Below are 16,521 nucleotides of genomic sequence, written 5' to 3'. Positions count from 1 at the left end.
ATGAAGACGCACTCTCACACTTCACTCTTCGCGTTCGCCGCGTGGCTCGTCGTCGGATGTGGGTCGACTCTCAACATCGGGGACGCACCTCCCACGACGGACGTTCGATTGCCCCCGACGGCCACGAGCGCGGAGCCCGAGACGACGAGCTCCTCGCCCGCGCCTCCCCCCTCGGCGTCGCTCATGCCTTGTCCCACGGGCACGCTCTGCTGGGCCAATACGGAGTCCACGCGCAACACGCTGGTCTCCGCTTGGGCCAGCAACACCGATAACGGCATATGGTCCGTCTCGCGCCGCGGAGAGATCGTGCGCTGGGACGGCGTGAGCCAGAAGGCGCAGTTTCGGCTCGACGGGGACTTCGACGACGCGCTCGTGTGGGGCACCGGAGCGGACAACGTGTACGCGTTCTTCCATCGCCCGAAGACGCCGGCCGAACCCTTCGGCGCGACGACCGTGCTGCGCCTCCGCGACGGGGCCTTCCAGGTGCATCCGAGCAGCGGCGCCTACGCGATAGGCGCGCTCCGCTCCGCGGACGTGCCGAGGCTGGGCGTCGTTGGGGTCCTCTCGAAGGCGCACGATCCGGCGAGCGTCGTCCTCGTCGACGCCGACCTCGAGCCGCGCCTCGTGCTCCCCGCGCTCCCGCTCGCGAGCGGCAGCGGCGCGACGGTCGACGAGACGCTCGACGCCAGCGCTTCTTTGAGCGCCGAGGACGTGCTGTCGGTCTGGGTCTTGACCCGCGCCGGCCGCGTCTTCCGGTGGACCGAGGGAGGCGCGGCGTGGGCCGAAATTCGGCCATTTCCGAAGAGCGGAGGTCTCGCCGAGGTCTCGCGAGGGACCGGGATGGCGCCGACACGAATCCAGAACGTGAACGGCGTTCAGGTGATTCGAGACGTATTCCGTGCGGAGGGGGGGCATCTCCGCCGGGAGATCGCCACCTTGGAGGGGAGCGGCTCCATCGTCACGAGCGTCCCCCCGCGGCCGATCTACGCCGCGGGCGATATTCTCCCGCACGGCCGCTCGGTCACTTACGACCCGTCCCCGGGCATCTATGGCTGGGACCCGCCCCTCGTCGACTCCGGCCCGTGGTGTTGGTCGATGGGGTGTCGCTCGTGGGGGACCGTCGACTGGCAACAAGATGGAGTGTGGACCAACACGGCCTTGCCGGTAGACGGGGCCCCTCTCATCCTAGGCTCCACGCGCAGCACACGGTACGCGGTGGGGACGGGTGGCCAAGTGTACACGCGGGGCCGTTCGACCCCTCCAGCGCGCGCGCTCGACGCCATGTGGGTGCGCAGAGAGGGGCGGGGCAGCGGAGAGCAGGTCCTGGCGATGGACGCGCTCTCGGACGACGACGTGTGGGCGGTGGAGCACACCGAGGGGACCTACCAAGCACGACACTACGACGGACGCGCGTGGGCCGAAGGGTTCCGCGCGCCAGCCGGCAGCGTGATGGTCGCCTTGAAGGACAGCCTGTGGTTCACGGGTACTCTGGACTCGGCGACAAACGAAACCGGGCGGGTGTCGCGCTGGAAGGCCGGCCAGTGGACGACCTTCTCCGTTGGCGCGGGCGCGCGTGTGTCGCTGCTGGCGAAAGACGGCCCTGATGCCCTCTGGGCCATTGGCCACGAGACCACGACGAGCGGCGCGCTCACCCCGCGACTCTATCGATGGGACGGGACGGCTTGGGCGAGCGTCGGTGCCCCGTTCTCTTTGAACGAGCAGTTCGGCGGTCTCTCGGCGGCGGGCGGCGTCGTGTGGGCCACCGGGTTCGACATCTATCGACGTGAGGGGGCACGCACCGACACGATCGTGTGCCCAGGTCGCCCACCCACGACGCACGATCGGACGTGGTACGGCCCTGTCCTCGCTCTCGGGGACAAGGCGCGGGACGAGGCGTGGACCGTGGACGCCGAGTCGACGCTGTTCCACATTTCGGGCACGACGTGCACGCAGGTGGGCCCCGTGGGAGCGAAGCTGTCGATTCGGAACATCGTCGGCGTGAACGCCTCGGACGTGTGGATAGTGGGCTTTTCGGTAGTCGACGCGGGCGGGCCTCGCCTCGTTCATTGGAACGGGCGGACCCTCGAGCCGGCGAAGCTCGCGTTCGACCCCGTCTTCCTCTCGGCGTCCGTGTCACCGCTCGGCAACCTCTGGGTCGGCGGCACCCACGGGGCCATCCTGCGGTCGGCGGTGCCGAAGCCGAATCAGAGCACCGAATAGGTTCCGCTCATCGACCGCGCGGGCGACGAGGGCCCTCGCGATCGGCGCCTCGCGTTCGTGCTAGAGGAGCGCCCATGAGCACGAAGCGCCTCCTCTTCCTCGAGGGTCTCCTCCAGAAGGGCACCGACGACCCGATGGCGTACTACGGCCTCGCGATGGAGTACCGGAGCGCGGGCCGGGTCGACGACTCGCTGCGGGTGTTCGGCGAGCTCAAAGCGAAGAAGCCCGACTACGTGGCCATGTACCTCATGTGCGGTCAGCTCCTTCAGGAGGCCAACCGCAAAGACGAGGCCCGCGCGTGGCTCGAGGAGGGCATCGGCTGGGCTCGCAAGACTGGCAATAGCCACGCCCAGGGCGAGCTCGAGTCCGCGCTCGGGGCGCTGTAGCGACAGCTCGGGCGCGCGGGGCTCAGCGCGGCTCGGGTCCAGCGTCGCCGCAGGAGCCCCAGGGAGTCCAGCCGCCGCTCTCGCACACGAACAGATCCTCGCACCCGCAGCAGCCTGTCGAGCACGCGAAGCCGGTCGCGAGCGGGCAATCGGGGGGCTGGAGCGTGCGGCACCCTGGCCCGCCCGAGGCGCCCGGCGGCAGCACGAACCCGGCGTCGCGAGGCGAGATCGCGGCGTCCGGCGGTGGCGCTACGGGGCCTGCGGAGGCCTCGCGCTCGGGGCAGAGCTTCTCGAGCTCCCAGGTGTTGTCCTCGCGGCAGAGATACACGGCCTTGCACGTGGGGTCTTCGCACGCGACCCCGCGCGAGCGCGGGCAGCCGCCGTCGGGCACGTTGCGGCAGGGCTGTGCCGGCGGAACGTCTTCGCGGCACGCGACCGTGGTCGCGCCGAGCGCCGCGGCGATCAGCAGGCCAAATGCGAGCTCGACGGCCAGGCGTGGCGAGCGAGGCGAGCGCGTGCGTGACAGGAGCGGCACGCGCGGAGGGTGGCACGGCCGCAGGGGGGCGTCGAGGCCCGCGCGCGCGCCCTGAAACTCGGGTAGCTTTGGGGGCATGTCGACCGTGCGCCTCGCCCTCGCGTCCCTTCTGTTGCCCTCGGGGGTCGTGCTCGCGGCTGCCGCCTGCGGGGCGCCGCCCAAGGCACCCGACGGCCCGGCCGCCGCGACCTCTGCCGCCGCTTCGGGGTCTGCGTCCGCGCCTGCCGCCGAGCCCACGAGCCCGCCCACCACCACGACCCAGCTCGAGGCCGACGCGGGGCTCGGGACGAAGCTCGAGCCCAAGCGCTCCACCGACGGCCGGGGCGCCGCCGACATCGACGCGGCCGTGAAGGCCCGCAAGGCCGACACCCGCGCCTGCTACGACAAGGTCGCGTCGAAGGACCCGAAGATCGAGGGCGACGTCCGCGTCTCGTGGACGATCGACACGAAGGGCGCGGTCACCAACGTGGCGGTCGACCCGGCGCAGACCAACGTCGGCGACGACGCGGTCGGCAAGTGCCTGGTCGAAGTGGTCAAGTCCCTTCACTTTCCCGCGAGCACCAAAGGCTTCGAGACGCCGAGCGGCTACAAGTGGAATTTCCGCCGAAACATGGAGCAGTTCCGCGCAGCCCGCGACGCCGGGCTCGTCCCGTAGAAGCCCGTCCCGCGCTCTCGTTTGCGGGTCGTGGCGAGCGGTCAGCCGGTCGCGAGGTAGGGCTCCCACTCGGGGAAGTGCGCCGCCGTGGACATGGCGAGGTGCGCGGCGAGGGCCCAGCGCGGGCGCGCGGGGCGGCGCGCGAGCTTCATGCCGGCCTCCTCCGGGGTCCGCCAGCCCTTCTTCAGGTTGCATGGGCGGCAGGCGATCACGAGGTTCTCCCAGGTGTCCTGGCCGCCGCGCGAGCGGGCCTGCACGTGGTCGATGTTGAGATCGCGGAGCGGCGGGCGCTTCAGGCAGTATTGGCACTGCTGCTCGTCGCGGAGCATGAGGTTCTTCCGCGTGAGCCGGAGCCGGAGCCGTGGCGCGCGATCGTACTCCACGAGGTGCAGCACGCGCGGCACGCGCAGGGCGCCGCCGACGATCGGGATGGCGTCGTCGTCCTGGCGCACCGGCAGCCGACGCCAGGAGTCGAAGTCGCATGGGGCTCCCGACTCGTCGAGCGCGTGGGCCGCGCCGCCGTAGAGCAGCACCATGCCCCGCTTCGCCGTGGTGAGCTGCACGGGGGCGTAGTTTCGATTCAGGACGAGCACGGGCTGGGCGAGGACATCGGGCAAGGCACACCTCGAAGCGGTCAGGGCGCGGCGCGAAAACGCGAAAACGCGAAAACGCAGAGACGCGACCCGACTCTCTTGAACGTAGCAACGCGCCGCGAGAAGGCACGCGGTGCGACCCTCCGACCGCCGCCAGGGTCCGAGTGGACGCGGGTCGCCGTCCGCCCTACACTTCGCCGTGCATGACGGAGCCCACCCAAGACCCGCCCGAGCCGCCCCGCGACGAGCTCGCGAGCCCTACGTACGAGGTGCCGCTCCGCCGCCGTGAGCGCGAGGCCCTGGACACGACCACGCGCACGGGGCTGCTCATCGTGATCCCCCTCGTCATGGCGGCCGCCGCGGTGGTGGGCCTGGTGTTCACGGGCATGGAGGGCAAGGGCATCTACTCGAAGCCGGTGGACGAGCTCGTGAAGGCCAAGGGCGCCTTCAAGGGGCGCGCGGTCCGCGCCGAGGGCAACCTCGTGCACGGCACGCTCCAGAAGCGCGAGCAGCCTTGCGAGTACCGCTTCACCATCGAAAAGAACGGCGTCCAGGTGCCCGTGCGCTTCGCGCAGTGCGTGGTGCCCGACACCTTCCGCGACGTGCCCGACATGGACGTGGCCGTGACCGTGGAGGGCGAGCTCCTGGCCGACAATTCGTTCGAGGCGACCAGCGTGCTCGCGAAGTGCCCCAGCAAATACGAGATGAAGGATCGCGCGCAGAAGGGCGAGCGCATGCCCCACTCGGCCACGCCCCCACCTTCGATGTGAGGCGGGGGGCCGAGTGAACGTCACCTCCGTCCCTTGGATCGCCGAGTTCGCCGCGACCCGAGGCTTCCGCTACGAGCCCGACGCCGACGAGCGCTGGCTGCGCGTGTGGGAGCCGTTCGCGACCTTGCGGGTGCCGCACCGCTACGCCCACGCGCTGAGCGCGACCGGCGGCATCGGCTCGATCTCGCTCGCCATGATGGTGCTCGACGTGCCCGCGCCACACATGGTCGCGGGGACCCGCGAGATCGCCACGTGGATCGCGATCGTGCAAGACACACGTATCAGCGCGCGGTTCGCGGTGACGAGCGACCGTCAGCTCGTCTTCGGCGAGTCGCTCGACCTCGTGTCGATGCCGCGCCAGAGCGGCGGCGACGCGTGGTTCGACGGCGTCTTCGCCACGTTCGCGGCCACCCAAGAGGCCGTGAACGACGGGCTGACGCCCAGCCTGAAGAAGCTCCTGCTCGGCTGGCAGACGCCGCTCCACGCGGAGGTGCGCCCGGGCGGCTTCATCCTCTCGGCGACGGCGCTGCCGCCCGACTACGCCGGCCTGGCGTGGCTCGCCGAGGCCACCACGCTCTTCGGCGAGAAGGCGACCAAGTCCCGGGCGCTCCGCCCTCTCTGAACGGTCTTTTCCATGCCCCACGCTCTCCCCTCAGCCACGCACCCCTCCCGCGAGCCCCGCCACCTTCGCCCCCGCGTCCGCGCGCTCCTCCCCCGCGCCATCGGCGTCGGCGCGGTCGCGCTCGGTCTCGCTCTCGGCGGCTCCGCGCGCGCCGCGCAGCCGCTGGAGTATCCGCCCGCCACTTGCACCCGCGCAGAGTCACCGGACGCCTCGCGCGCCGCGTTCGTGCGGGCAACGGCGGCCTACGATCAGTCGAGCAACGACGAGGCCGTGACTCAGTTCGCGCTCGCCTACCGCCTCGACTGCACGCGCCACACGTTCCTCTCGTTCCTCGCGCAGGTGCTGGAGCGCCAGACCCGCTTCGAAGAGGCCGTCGGCGCGCTCGAGGTCTACCTCCAGCGCGCCCCGGATGTCCCCGCGAGCGAGCGCGCGACGATCGAGGCCAAGGTGAAGAATCTGCGCGAGCAGGCGCGCAAGAAGAAAGCCGACGAAGCCGCCAAGGCAGCCGCGTTCGCCGCCGCGGCGGCCGAAGCCGCCAAGAACGCGCGCCCCGCCGAGATCCGCGAGCACACCGTCCCGCCGTGGCTCGTCGTCGGTGTCGGCGGCGCGGCGGTCGCGACGGGCATCGTCCTCATCGCGGTGGCGCCCGACCTGCCCAAGACGTGCGACGAGAAGACGCGCCAGTGCCTCATCACGGCGAGCCAGGCCGACCGCGATCAGGCGGGGCTCTCCCAGAACCTCCCGCTCGCCGGCACCATCACGGTGATCGGTGGCGGCGCGCTCGTGGCCGGGGGTCTCTTGTGGCACTTCCTCGAGCCCACCGGCCCCGTGACCACCGGTTCGCCTCGCACGCTGGTCCCCGCGTTTGGCCCGGGCTACGCCGGCCTGGCCGCGAGCGGCACGTTTTGAAGGGAGCGGCCCGGCTCGTGGCCCTGGAGGACGTCGGCGCGGGGCTCACGCGGGTCTCGCTCGCGGCGGTGCCCGGCGTGCGTGAGACGTACACGCGGCCGGGCCAGGTCGTGCAGGTCAGCGCAGGCGGTGAGACGGGCTACTTCGCGCTGGCGTCGCTCGTGGGGGCCGACACGTGGGAGCTGCTCGTGCGCGACGCGGGCGTCGTCGCGCGGGCCCTGCTCTCCGCGCCCCTCGGGGCCGACTTCGACGCGGAGATGACCTCACTCGCGGGCTTCCCCCGCACGCAGGGCGAGCCCGGCCCGTTCACGCTCGTCGCGGTGGGCAGCGCGCTCGGCGCGGTGCGCGGGCTGCTGCTCTCGCTCGAAGCCGAGGGCCGGTGCGGCGAGGCGCGCCTGCTCTTGGGTGTCCACAGCGCTTCCCGGGTCCCGCTCGTGGGTGAGCTCACGCGGCTCGCGGGGGCGGGTCTGCGCGTCACGCTCTGCCTGTCCGACGCGCCGCCCACGCCCGGAGCGCACCCCTCGTTCGAGCAACACGCGGGCCTCGTGCAGAGCGCGCTCGCGCACGCGCGCGAGGACCGCGACGCGATCGGCGCCGTGTTCGTGGCCGGCCCACCTGAAATGATGAACGAATTTAGAGACTTGGGACGCTCGCGCGGCTTCGTGGTGCACGCGAACGCCTGAGCCCCCCGCGCGACCGCGGGTTGAAGTCGGCGGCACCTCCTGTACGCTCGCGACATCGTGAGCAAGTCCGCCAGCGCGCAGGCCAGCACCGTCAAAGGGGGGAAGGAGGAGCTCCGGGCCTCCGTGCTGAAGCCGTACCTGCTCCGCCTGCGCGCCGAGCAAGGCGAGAAGGGCGTCCGCAAGCTGCTCGCGGGCGCGGGGATCGATCCGGCGACCGCGGAGAACGAGACCTCGTGGCTCAGCGTCACGGCCGTGCGCCGGGCGCTCCGCGGCGTGGTCGCGCTCTTCGGTGAGGACGCGCTGCGTAAGCCCGGCGAGTGGGCCACGAGCCCCGAGGCGCTCGGCACGATGGTGCGCATGCTGCGCTCGGCCGAGCACCCCATCGACGCCTACCGCTTCCTCGCGCAGAACTACAAGGAGCTCACGCGCATCGCCGTGTACGAGCTCGACGAGCGCCTCGACGGCAAGAACGCGCCCGCCGACCCTGGCAACCCTGGCAACCCTGGCAACCCTGGCAACCCTGGCAACCCTGCGAAGGCGTCGAAGGCCAGCATCTCCGAGGTGCGCGTCAGCTACCGGCTGCGCCCCGACGCGTACGAAGACGGCGTCGACGCGGAGGCCGCCGACGAGGACGTGCTGTGCGCCGCGCGCGAGGGCCAGCTCGCCTCCTTCCCGTGCATGTGGGGGCTGCCCGAGGCCACTGTCACCCACGAGGCGTGCCTCGCCAAGGGCGGCGACGAGTGCCTCTACCGCGTGTCGTGGCAGGCCTCGCGCCCCGCGCGTGGCGCGATCGCGATGGGCATCGCGGCCGCGCTGCTCTGCGGCACGTTGATGGCCGTGGCGGGCGGCCTCGCGGCGGCGATCCTCGGCGCCCTCCTTGGCGGCGGCCTTGGCGCCGGGGTCGGCTTCTTCTGGGACCGCACCCGCGGAGAGGAGGCGCTGCGCGTCTTCGAGAAGAACCGCATCAAGGCGCTCGAGCGAGGCCTCGACCTGCGCGGCGAGACGACCCCTGCGATGCAGGGCGAGCTCACCGGCACCATCCTCGGCGCGAAGTACAAGATCGGCCGCAAGATCGGATCGGGAGGGATCGGCGCCGTGTACGCGGCCGAGCACACGTCGCTCGGCCACGAGGTGGCCGTCAAGGTGCTGCGCGGCGCCGCGGCCCGCGACGGCAGCGAGATAGCCCGCCTGCGCCGCGAGGCGCACATCCAGGTGCACGTCGACCACCCGAACGTGGCGCGGGTGCTCGACCTCGACCAGATGCCCGACGGCTCCATGTACGTGGTCATGGAGCGCCTGCACGGCAAGTCGCTCGCCGACAAGCTCGGCCGCGAGTACGTGGTCACGCCCGCGTTCGGCGTCCCGGTGTTCATCGACGTCTGCAAGGCGCTCGCGGCCGCGCACGCGAAGGACGTCGTGCACCGCGATCTGAAGCCCGGGAACGTGTTTCTCTGCGACGACGGCACGGCGAAGGTCCTCGACTTCGGCATGGGAAAGCTCACCTCGGCCGAGTCGCTCACGCAAGCCGGGTACACGCTCGGCACGCCCGAGTACATGGCGCCCGAGCAGTGCATCGGCGCCGCCGTCGAGCCACGCACCGATCTCTACGCCCTCGGCGTGCTCATGTACGAGGCGCTCGTGGGGGAGCTGCCCATCCAAGCGCCCAACCGCCGCGATCTGCTCGACATGCACCAGCGCACGCACCCCACCCCCATGCGCGTGCGCCGGCCCGATCTCGACCTGCCGCAGGCGCTCGACGACCTCGTGCTCAAGTGCCTGAAGAAGAAGGTCGCCGATCGCCCGAAGGACGCCGCCGAGCTCGAGCGGTTGCTGGCCGCGGTGCCTCTCGAGGGGCTGCCGCTGAAGTACCCGGCGGGCGTGGCGCGCAAGAAGAGCTCGCGCCCGACTCCGGTGCCGGCGGCCCGCGAAGAGGAGAGCACGCTCGACAAGGTCCTCGTGCCGCCTCCGCCGAGCCGCCCCGAGGGTTGACCGATTTCCGGGTGCCAGCCCGGTCGAGTCGCTAGATTTGGGGCGTGCCACGCCCGTCGCCGCTCCCGCCCGCGCCTCCGTCGATGCTCGATCCCGAAGGGCGCCCCGTGCTGGGGGCGTTCACGGGGCCGCTGCCGCCGGTGCGCCTCGGCGCGAGACACGACGGGCTCCGCGCGCGCACCTTCCGCCGCAAGCGCTGGCTCTTCTTGTCGGTGCAGACCGACACGTGGCTCTTCGGCATGGCCGTCGTGCACCTCGGCTACATCGCGAAGAGCTTCGCCTACGCGTTCGACGGGACGCGCCGCCGCATCGTCGCCACGAAGTCCTCGCTCGGCCCCACCGCGGCGTGCCGCGTGGGAGAGACGTGGGGGCCGGGCGCGGTCGCCAGCTACCGGTTCGGCGGCCTCCAGACGCGCCTCGCCCGATCCGAGAGCGCGACGGACGAGCTGCGCGCCTCGGTCTCGGCCGCCGGGCTCGAGGTCGCGGCGGCGGTCGATCTCGCGGGAGCGCCGGCCACCCTCGCGGTGGTCGTGCACCCCAACGGCGATCGGTCGCTCTTGAACGCCAACGAGAAGCGCCTGCTGCTCCCCACGCGGGGCGTCGCCACGGTGAACGGGCGCGAGATCTCGCTCGACGGCGGGTTCGGCGCGTACGACTACACGCACGGCGTCCTGCCGCGGCGCACGCAGTGGCGCTGGGTGTCGTTCGCCGGACGCGCGGCCTGTGGGACCCCGCTCGGCCTGAACCTCGTCGAGGGCTTCAACGGCGAGCCCGAGTGCGCCGCGTGGATCGGCGACGAGCTCGTGCCGCTCGGGGAAGGCATCGTCTCGTACGACCGTAAGAACCCTCGCTCGAGCTGGTCGATCAAGACCCGCTGCGGCGCCGTCGACCTCACGCTCGACGTCGGCGATCTCCACCAAGAGACCACGAATTTCAAGCTCGTCGCGGCGAGCTTCACCCAGGCGACGGGCCACTACAGCGGCACCGTCACCCTGCCGGGACGCCCGCCCCTCCGGCTCGAGGGCGTGCTCGGCGTCGCCGAAGACCAAGACACCTTGTGGTAGGAGACCTCGTGCCGCTGCTGCCTCCACGCGCTCCACGCGCTCCACGCGCTCCACGCGCTCCACGCGCGGCCGCGCTGACCGCGCTGACCGCGGCGCTCCTCGCTCTGCCGGCCTGCGGCCCGGGGGCCGTCGCGCAGGCCGTGACGCCCAACGCCGGCCACGACACGGCGCCGCTCGCGCGCTGCACCGTCGCGGCGAGCCACGATCAGCCGCTCGTGACCGAGTGGCCCGCCTCGTACAAGGCGCGCCTCGAGGCGGTGATCCACGAGGGCGCCGTGGCGGTGGAGTACTCGGGGTGCGAGCTTCGCATCGTGGACACCTGCCGCATCCCCGGCGCGTACACGTGGAAGAAGACCACGTTCTCGACCGACACCACCGACATCCACGACGAAGACGACCTCTACGCGAAGCTGCCGCTCGGCGCGCTCGCCCTCTCGGGCCAGCTCAAGACCTCCGGCTCGCTGCACGTGCAGACCTCGGTGTCCGGGCAGATGCAGCTCGTGAGCCGCCCCGGCGACGACGCGACCCGCGGGGCGGAGTGCCAGAAGGCCACGCACCTCGTGACGGCGCTCAGCATCGGCGCGTTCAAGCTCGTCGCCGGCGGCGCGGCGTCGGCCACCGTCGGCGCGGAGAGCGGCGCTGTCGGGGTGCACGGTACGGGCTCACAGACCAAGTCGGTGCTGCGCTCCGCCGGCGATCCCGAGGGCTGCACGCGCGCCACGCAGTCGGAGCCCAACGCCGACTGCCGGTCCCCCATCCAGATCTTCCTCACGCCCATCCGCCGATCGGTGCCGCTCAACAAGCTGTCGCCGTTGCCCGACGAAAAAGGCTGACATTTCATGCATATGCGCGCCAATTTGCGCGTCTCCCGCGCCCGCCGACGTGGCCGCGCCGCCCTCTCGGCGGGCACCGCGCTCGCCGCGCTCGCCGCGCTCGGTGCGTCGGCGTGCGGGCGCTCGTTCCCCACGCCGTTCACGACCTCGGATCTGGCGCGCGAGGGCTCGGGCGCGGCGCTGACCCACTACCTCCACCAGCCCGGGGCGACCGCGACCGTGTGCGATCGGCGCGCGCAAGGCGAAGGCTTCCGCGGCGAGTCGCGCGAAGACTTCGAGGCGCTCGCGGGCGGCTTGCTCTCCGGCACGATCGCGCCCGCGCTGTGGCAGCGCTGCGCGATGCTCATGCTCGAGAGCCTCCCGGCGGGAGGCGCCGCGTCGCTCCTGGACGAGCTCGCCCACGCCTACCGCACGCTCGTGTCGCGGAGCGCGGTCGAGACCGATCCGGCCGAGCGCGCGCGCCTCGAGGCGCTGCACAAGACGCTGCTCTTTCGACCGCGGGGCACGGCGCCTCACCCCGAGGCCGTCGCCGACGACGTCGCCAAACTCACCGCGGCGCTCGACAAGGGTCGCCTCGGCCCCATTGCCGCCCGGTATGGGCGCGATCTGCTCCTCGACATCGACCTCGACCGCGGCGTGCTGTCGGGCGCGCCGGTCACGGTGGCCACGCTCGACGCGCTGGCCGCGCGGAAGGACGAGCTGCTCCTCCGCCGCGTCGCGCAGCGCGTCCCCGACGCGACCCTCCGGGACGAGGCGCGCCGTCGGGTCGTGCGGCTGCATGTGGCGGCGAGCGAGTCTCCGTACGTTCGCGCCCACCGGGACGAGGCGCAAGCGCGCGTCATGGCCGAGGGCCGCAACGCCGTCGACCTCGGCCAGCACCCGCCGACCGCCGGCTGGGTCGACGAGGAGCGGCTGCGCGTTCGTGGCCTGCTCGTGCGGCAGAACGTGTGGAAGCAGACCTCCACGCTCCTCGCGGTGGGGGGCGCGGGGCGCGCGCCCGGCGGGCCCCAGGTGCTCCCGTCGATCGAGCTGCGCGGCGCCCTCTTCGTGCGCGCCACGGGCTTCGAGGAGCCCCTCACCGTGTGCGCCCCGCCCGACGCGCTCGACGTCACCCCCTGCGTGCTGCCGAGCGAGGTGCGCCCGGCGATCCCCATCGTGCAGGTCGACGGGCAGGGCCTGCTGCACTTCGTCGAGCGCATCGCCACGAAGGACGCGCTGAAGCTTGTGTACAATACACCAAACCTCCCGCTCCCCATTCTGGTGCACGAGAAGGAGCTGTTCACCCTCGAGTGGCCCATCCGGTTCGAGCGCCCAAGCCCGATCGTCTTCACCGGTCCGACCAGCGGGCGCGGGCCCGACCTCCGGGTGGCGCTCCAGCGGCGCTACGCGCCCCGCGTGCTCTTCGAGGTGAACGGCCCCGAGGGCCCGCTCGTCGGCGTGGTGGAGGCGGAAGACCTCGACGCCTTCGTCATCGCGACGCGCGGCGGCGCCGGACCCGCCGGCGCGCGCGGCACCGACGGGGCGCGGGGCTCGAACGGCTCGAGCGGCTCACCGGGCTCCTGCCCTGGCAGCCCGGGGACCAGCGGCGGCTCGGGCGGCGCGGGCGGCAGCGGCACCGCGGGCGGGCCGGGCGGCCCGGGCGGACGCGGCGGCGACGTCGTGGTCCGAGGCTCGTGCGTCACCGGCGACTGCGCCGCGCTCGCGAAGGCCGCGCGGAGCTTCGTGCGCAGCGAGGGCGGCGCGGGCGGCCCCGGCGGCGAGGGCGGGCGCGGGGGCCAGGGCGGCTCGGGCGGCTCGGGCGGCTCGGGCGCTTCGTGCACGGTGAACGGGCGCTTCACCTCGGTGAGCGGCGGCATGACCGGCTCGGCGGGCAGCAACGGCGCGAACGGCGCGCGCGGCGCGAACGGCGCGAACGGCGCGCCGGGGCGGGTCGAGGTGCGCGTCGATTCGCCGCCTTGAGGCGCCGGCTCGACGCACCGGACGTCGCGGTTTGGATGGCACGCTTGATCCGCCGGATCTCGCAGGGCGGCTGATGCGCCGAAGGACCTCGGTGAGCCGCCCTATGCCCTCGCGCGGACGTTCCCGCACCTGCTCCAACCCGAGTGGCACGCCTCGAATTTCATGGTAGAGTCTCGCGTCTTCCATCCGTCCCGCCGAGCCCCGCCTGAGCGTGGGCCCCTCCGCCACCACCGGGGCCCCCCCACCCCCCCCCCCCCCCCCCCCCCCCCCCCCCCCCCCCGGCGGCCGGCCCCAACTCCCCCCCCCCCCCCCCGCCCCCCCCCCCCGGGAGAGCTTCCTCTCCGCGGTGCGCGTGCGGAGTCATCTGCGCGCCGGGCGGATTCTCACCTCCGGCGCCGCCCAAGAGAGCGCGGGCGGCATCCGGCTGAAGTAGCGGCAGCCGACGCCTGCCGGCGCAGACCCTACGGCTGGGCACGCGCGCATCCGCTCCGAGGTTGGTCGACATGCCCACGCCCCAGACCTCCCTCGCCGCCGCCTTCGAGGCCCAGCTCGCCTCACTGGAGCGGCTCGGCCCTTCGCCTGGGCTCGGCGGTCGCCCACGCATCCACCACGAGCACGTCGCCGCGGGCGATCTCCTCGTGGTGCTCCCGGCACGGCAGCCCTCGCGCCCCGAGCTCGAAGGCGCGGCATCGCGTGGTTGTGCGGCCGTGGCGCTGCGCCCTGAGGATCGCCACCTCACCGCGGGTTTGCCCATCACCACCTTCTTGTGCGACGACCCCCTCGCGCTCTGGGGTCGACTGGCCGCGGCGTACCGGGCGATCGCCCTGTCGATGCCCGTCGTCGCCATCACGGGCTCGATGGGCAAGACGACGGTCAAGGAGCTCTGCCTGGCCGCGACCGCGGGCGCCGGGACGCTCGGCAATCAGAACAACCTCGAGAGCGTCCCGTTCACGCTGCTCGGCATTCCGCCCAGCGCACCCTGCGCGGTGCTCGAGCTCGGGACGAACGCGCGCGGGGAGATCGCGCGTCTGGCAGCGATCGTCGCGCCGACCATCGCGGTGCTCACGACCATCGCGCCCGCCCACCTTGAAGCGTTCGGCTCGCTCGATGGCGTGGCCGCAGAGAAAGGCGCCCTCCTCGACGCGACCGACCCGAGCGGCGCCGCCGTGCTCAACGCCGACGAGCCGCGCGTCGTGGCGCTGCGGCGGCGCTTCAGAGGGAGCCGGGTGCTCTGGACGTCGGCCTCGGGGCTCGCGCACGCGGATCTCGCCGTGACCCGCGTCCTTCACAGCGACGCGAGATCGCTCGCCGCGCGCGTACGCGTCTTCGACCGCGAGCACGAGCTCGAGCTCGGGTTGCCGGGGTGCACAACCTCGGCAACGCCCTCGCGGCGATCGGCGCCGCGATCGCTGCCGGCGTCGAGGTCGAACGCGCGCTCGATCGCCTGCGCCGCGCGCGCCCGACCTCGATGCGCTTCGAGGTCCACCGAGTCGGTGGCCGAACGCTGATCGACGACAGCTACAACGCCAACCCGGCGTCGGTGCGTGCCAGCGTCGCGTCGGCGCTCGAGCTCTCCCAGTTGCGCCCGCTCGTGGTCTGCCTCGGTGATCTCGCCGAGCTTGGTCCGGACGCGGGCGCTCACCACGCGGAGCTCGGTCGTTGGCTCGCCCAGCAGGGCGTCCACCGCGTCCTGGCGACGGGCGAACGAACGCGGGCGCTGGTCGACGCCGCGCGCAGCGAAGGGTTGCCCACCGCCGAGCACCTCCCCGATCCGCTCGCGCTGGTCGAGCGCGCGCGAGAGGCCACGCCGGACGGAGGGATGTGCCTGGTGAAGGGCTCACGGGTCGCCGAGATGGAGCGCGTCGCGATTTCCCTACGCGCCGAGTGGGCGCGCGGGCTCGGCTGGCGCGAGCGGCTCCGCGTGCGCGCCGCGTGCGTCTGCGGCTGCGGCTTCGACGAGGTCGACGGCGGCCTCGCGGATCTCCTCGAGCAGCTCGAGGAGCGGCTCGGCGCCCCGCTCCCGCTGACCTCGGTCTGCCGCTGCGCGCGCCACAACGAGGCGGTGGGCGGCGACGACGCGAGCCCACACACGCGCGGGTTGGCGGCGGACCGCGTGCCGCGACGACCGCCTGCGCCAGCGCATCGTGACGTCGTGGATCGAGCTGCTCGCCGCGCACAACCGGCGCCCGGACGCGGCCCTCGTGCCCGTGCGTGTCGAGCTCGGGCCGGAGCACGTCCACCTCGACGTCGATCGCCACCTGCCACCGCGACTTTGGTTCGCCCCGCCCACCTTCGTCGACCTGGGCAACGGCGGCCGAGCTCCCGCGGCCCCCCTCACGATCGGCGTGACGGGCACCAACGGCAAGACGACGACCACCACCCTCCTGGCGGCGGCGCTGCGCACGCTCGGTCGGTCGACCCTCGCGGTGACCACGGTGGGCAGCTTCGGGGGCCGGCCCCCCCCGCCGCCGCCCGGCGCCCGGGCGACCGGCGCCGGGCGCCCGCGGTGGGGCGGCGGCCCTGGGCAAGCGGGGCGCTGGCCGCCCCCCCCGGGGCCGCCGGCGCGCCCCCCCCCCCGGCCTGTCGCGGGATCACCTTCACTCCCACGGGACGGTGGAGCGCTACCTCGCGGCGAAGGCCGGCTATTTTCCCCCCCCCCGCCCGCCGCCCGACGGGCCTCTGAAGGCTCTGCGCGCTGCTCTGCTCCCTGGGGACGCGTGCTCCGCTACGGCCTCCGCGCAGGCCGCCTCGCGCCTGCACCTCAGGGGAGGTCGAGCTGGCTCGGGGCACGACCGCCCAATCGCGCGACCTCCCGACCGCTGGCGGAGTGCCGCGCTCCGCACGCGCGTGGGAGGTCCACGCCGAACGCCCTCCGGCGTTCCTCGCGGCTGGCGGCGGGCGTCTCGCGACCGCGGCGCGGCGATCGCCGAAGACACACCCGGCGGTTCGAGGGATCCCCGCCGTGGTCGCGTACTCGCGCCTCCCCGTGGACCTTCAGCGCGCGCTTGACGGGGATTGTGGGTGGTCGTGGTGGGCGGTCACGAGGTGCGCGTGTGGGCGCGCCGCGGTGATTTCGGGATGCGGCGGTGCCTCGCCTCGGGCTCCGCGGCCTGCCGAATCGTGATGGCGTCGCGATGCGCTCGCGATCAGGCGTCCTCGGAGGTCGACCTCGTGTGCTCGCGGGGGCGGACACGAGGCCGGAGAGGCCGCAGACGATCCGCACGGGGGCGCCTCGGACGCCGACCTCGCGCGGATTGCGCTCGCCGAGCGGCAGACCGCGGCCGCGCCCGCGACGCACGCTGT

Annotated in this window: 14 protein-coding genes; 12 read left to right on the top strand and 2 right to left on the bottom strand. The window is 73.1% G+C overall.

Annotated elements, in window-relative coordinates:
* The gene (locus IPQ09_16680; protein MBL0195828.1) at nucleotides 1-2,220 is read left to right on the top strand and encodes a hypothetical protein; all 2,220 of its coding nucleotides are present in this window, start codon (nucleotides 1-3) and stop codon (nucleotides 2,218-2,220) included.
* 74 nt (nucleotides 2,221-2,294) lie between these two features.
* Nucleotides 2,295-2,606: a tetratricopeptide repeat protein gene (locus tag IPQ09_16675; GenBank protein MBL0195827.1), complete on the top strand. Its 312-nt coding sequence runs from the start codon at nucleotides 2,295-2,297 to the stop codon at nucleotides 2,604-2,606.
* Between the two features lie 22 nt (nucleotides 2,607-2,628).
* On the opposite strand, the gene IPQ09_16670 is transcribed toward IPQ09_16675, so the two are convergent.
* Nucleotides 2,629-3,219, bottom strand: coding sequence for a hypothetical protein (locus IPQ09_16670; protein ID MBL0195826.1), 591 nt, complete (start codon nucleotides 3,217-3,219; stop codon nucleotides 2,629-2,631).
* Between IPQ09_16670 and IPQ09_16665 the strand changes: the two genes are divergently transcribed.
* Entirely contained in the window at nucleotides 3,218-3,796 is a 579-nt protein-coding gene (locus tag IPQ09_16665) for an AgmX/PglI C-terminal domain-containing protein (GenBank protein ID MBL0195825.1), read from the top strand. The two genes, IPQ09_16670 and IPQ09_16665, sit on opposite strands and share 2 nt — an antisense overlap.
* Nucleotides 3,797-3,837: 41 nt before the next feature.
* Here IPQ09_16665 and IPQ09_16660 read toward each other — a convergent pair whose 3' ends face one another.
* Nucleotides 3,838-4,332, bottom strand: coding sequence for an HNH endonuclease (locus tag IPQ09_16660; protein ID MBL0195824.1), 495 nt, complete (start codon nucleotides 4,330-4,332; stop codon nucleotides 3,838-3,840).
* 260 nt (nucleotides 4,333-4,592) lie between these two features.
* Here IPQ09_16660 and IPQ09_16655 point away from each other — a divergent pair, with 260 nt between their 5' ends.
* From IPQ09_16655 to IPQ09_16615, 9 genes are all read left to right on the top strand, one after another.
* Nucleotides 4,593-5,159: a cytochrome c maturation protein CcmE gene (locus IPQ09_16655; GenBank protein MBL0195823.1), complete on the top strand. Its 567-nt coding sequence runs from the start codon at nucleotides 4,593-4,595 to the stop codon at nucleotides 5,157-5,159.
* 13 nt (nucleotides 5,160-5,172) lie between these two features.
* Nucleotides 5,173-5,781: a hypothetical protein gene (locus tag IPQ09_16650; GenBank protein MBL0195822.1), complete on the top strand. Its 609-nt coding sequence runs from the start codon at nucleotides 5,173-5,175 to the stop codon at nucleotides 5,779-5,781.
* A 12-nt stretch (nucleotides 5,782-5,793) separates the two neighbouring features.
* Entirely contained in the window at nucleotides 5,794-6,690 is an 897-nt protein-coding gene (locus tag IPQ09_16645) for a hypothetical protein (protein MBL0195821.1), read from the top strand.
* A gap of 17 nt (nucleotides 6,691-6,707) precedes the next feature.
* A complete protein-coding gene (locus IPQ09_16640) occupies nucleotides 6,708-7,373 on the top strand; it encodes a hypothetical protein (protein ID MBL0195820.1) in 666 nt (221 codons plus the stop codon).
* Between the two features lie 57 nt (nucleotides 7,374-7,430).
* Nucleotides 7,431-9,362 carry a serine/threonine protein kinase gene (locus IPQ09_16635; GenBank protein ID MBL0195819.1) on the top strand — a complete coding sequence of 644 codons (1,932 nt, stop codon included), beginning with the start codon at nucleotides 7,431-7,433 and terminating at the stop codon, nucleotides 9,360-9,362.
* Between the two features lie 44 nt (nucleotides 9,363-9,406).
* The gene (locus IPQ09_16630) at nucleotides 9,407-10,426 is read left to right on the top strand and encodes a DUF2804 domain-containing protein (GenBank protein MBL0195818.1); all 1,020 of its coding nucleotides are present in this window, start codon (nucleotides 9,407-9,409) and stop codon (nucleotides 10,424-10,426) included.
* 8 nt (nucleotides 10,427-10,434) lie between these two features.
* Nucleotides 10,435-11,259 carry a hypothetical protein gene (locus IPQ09_16625; protein ID MBL0195817.1) on the top strand — a complete coding sequence of 275 codons (825 nt, stop codon included), beginning with the start codon at nucleotides 10,435-10,437 and terminating at the stop codon, nucleotides 11,257-11,259.
* Nucleotides 11,260-11,265: 6 nt separating this feature from the next.
* Entirely contained in the window at nucleotides 11,266-13,218 is a 1,953-nt protein-coding gene (locus IPQ09_16620; GenBank protein ID MBL0195816.1) for a hypothetical protein, read from the top strand.
* A 1,363-nt stretch (nucleotides 13,219-14,581) separates the two neighbouring features.
* Nucleotides 14,582-15,901: a hypothetical protein gene (locus tag IPQ09_16615; protein ID MBL0195815.1), complete on the top strand. Its 1,320-nt coding sequence runs from the start codon at nucleotides 14,582-14,584 to the stop codon at nucleotides 15,899-15,901.
* Nucleotides 15,902-16,521: the final 620 nt, after the last annotated feature.

The sequence above is a fragment of the Myxococcales bacterium genome (assembly GCA_016720545.1).
Taxonomy (GTDB): Bacteria; Myxococcota_A; Polyangia; order Polyangiales; family Polyangiaceae; genus JAAFHV01.
Note: the sequence above shows the minus strand (reverse complement) of the source record. Positions and strands in the feature narration are given on the sequence as shown.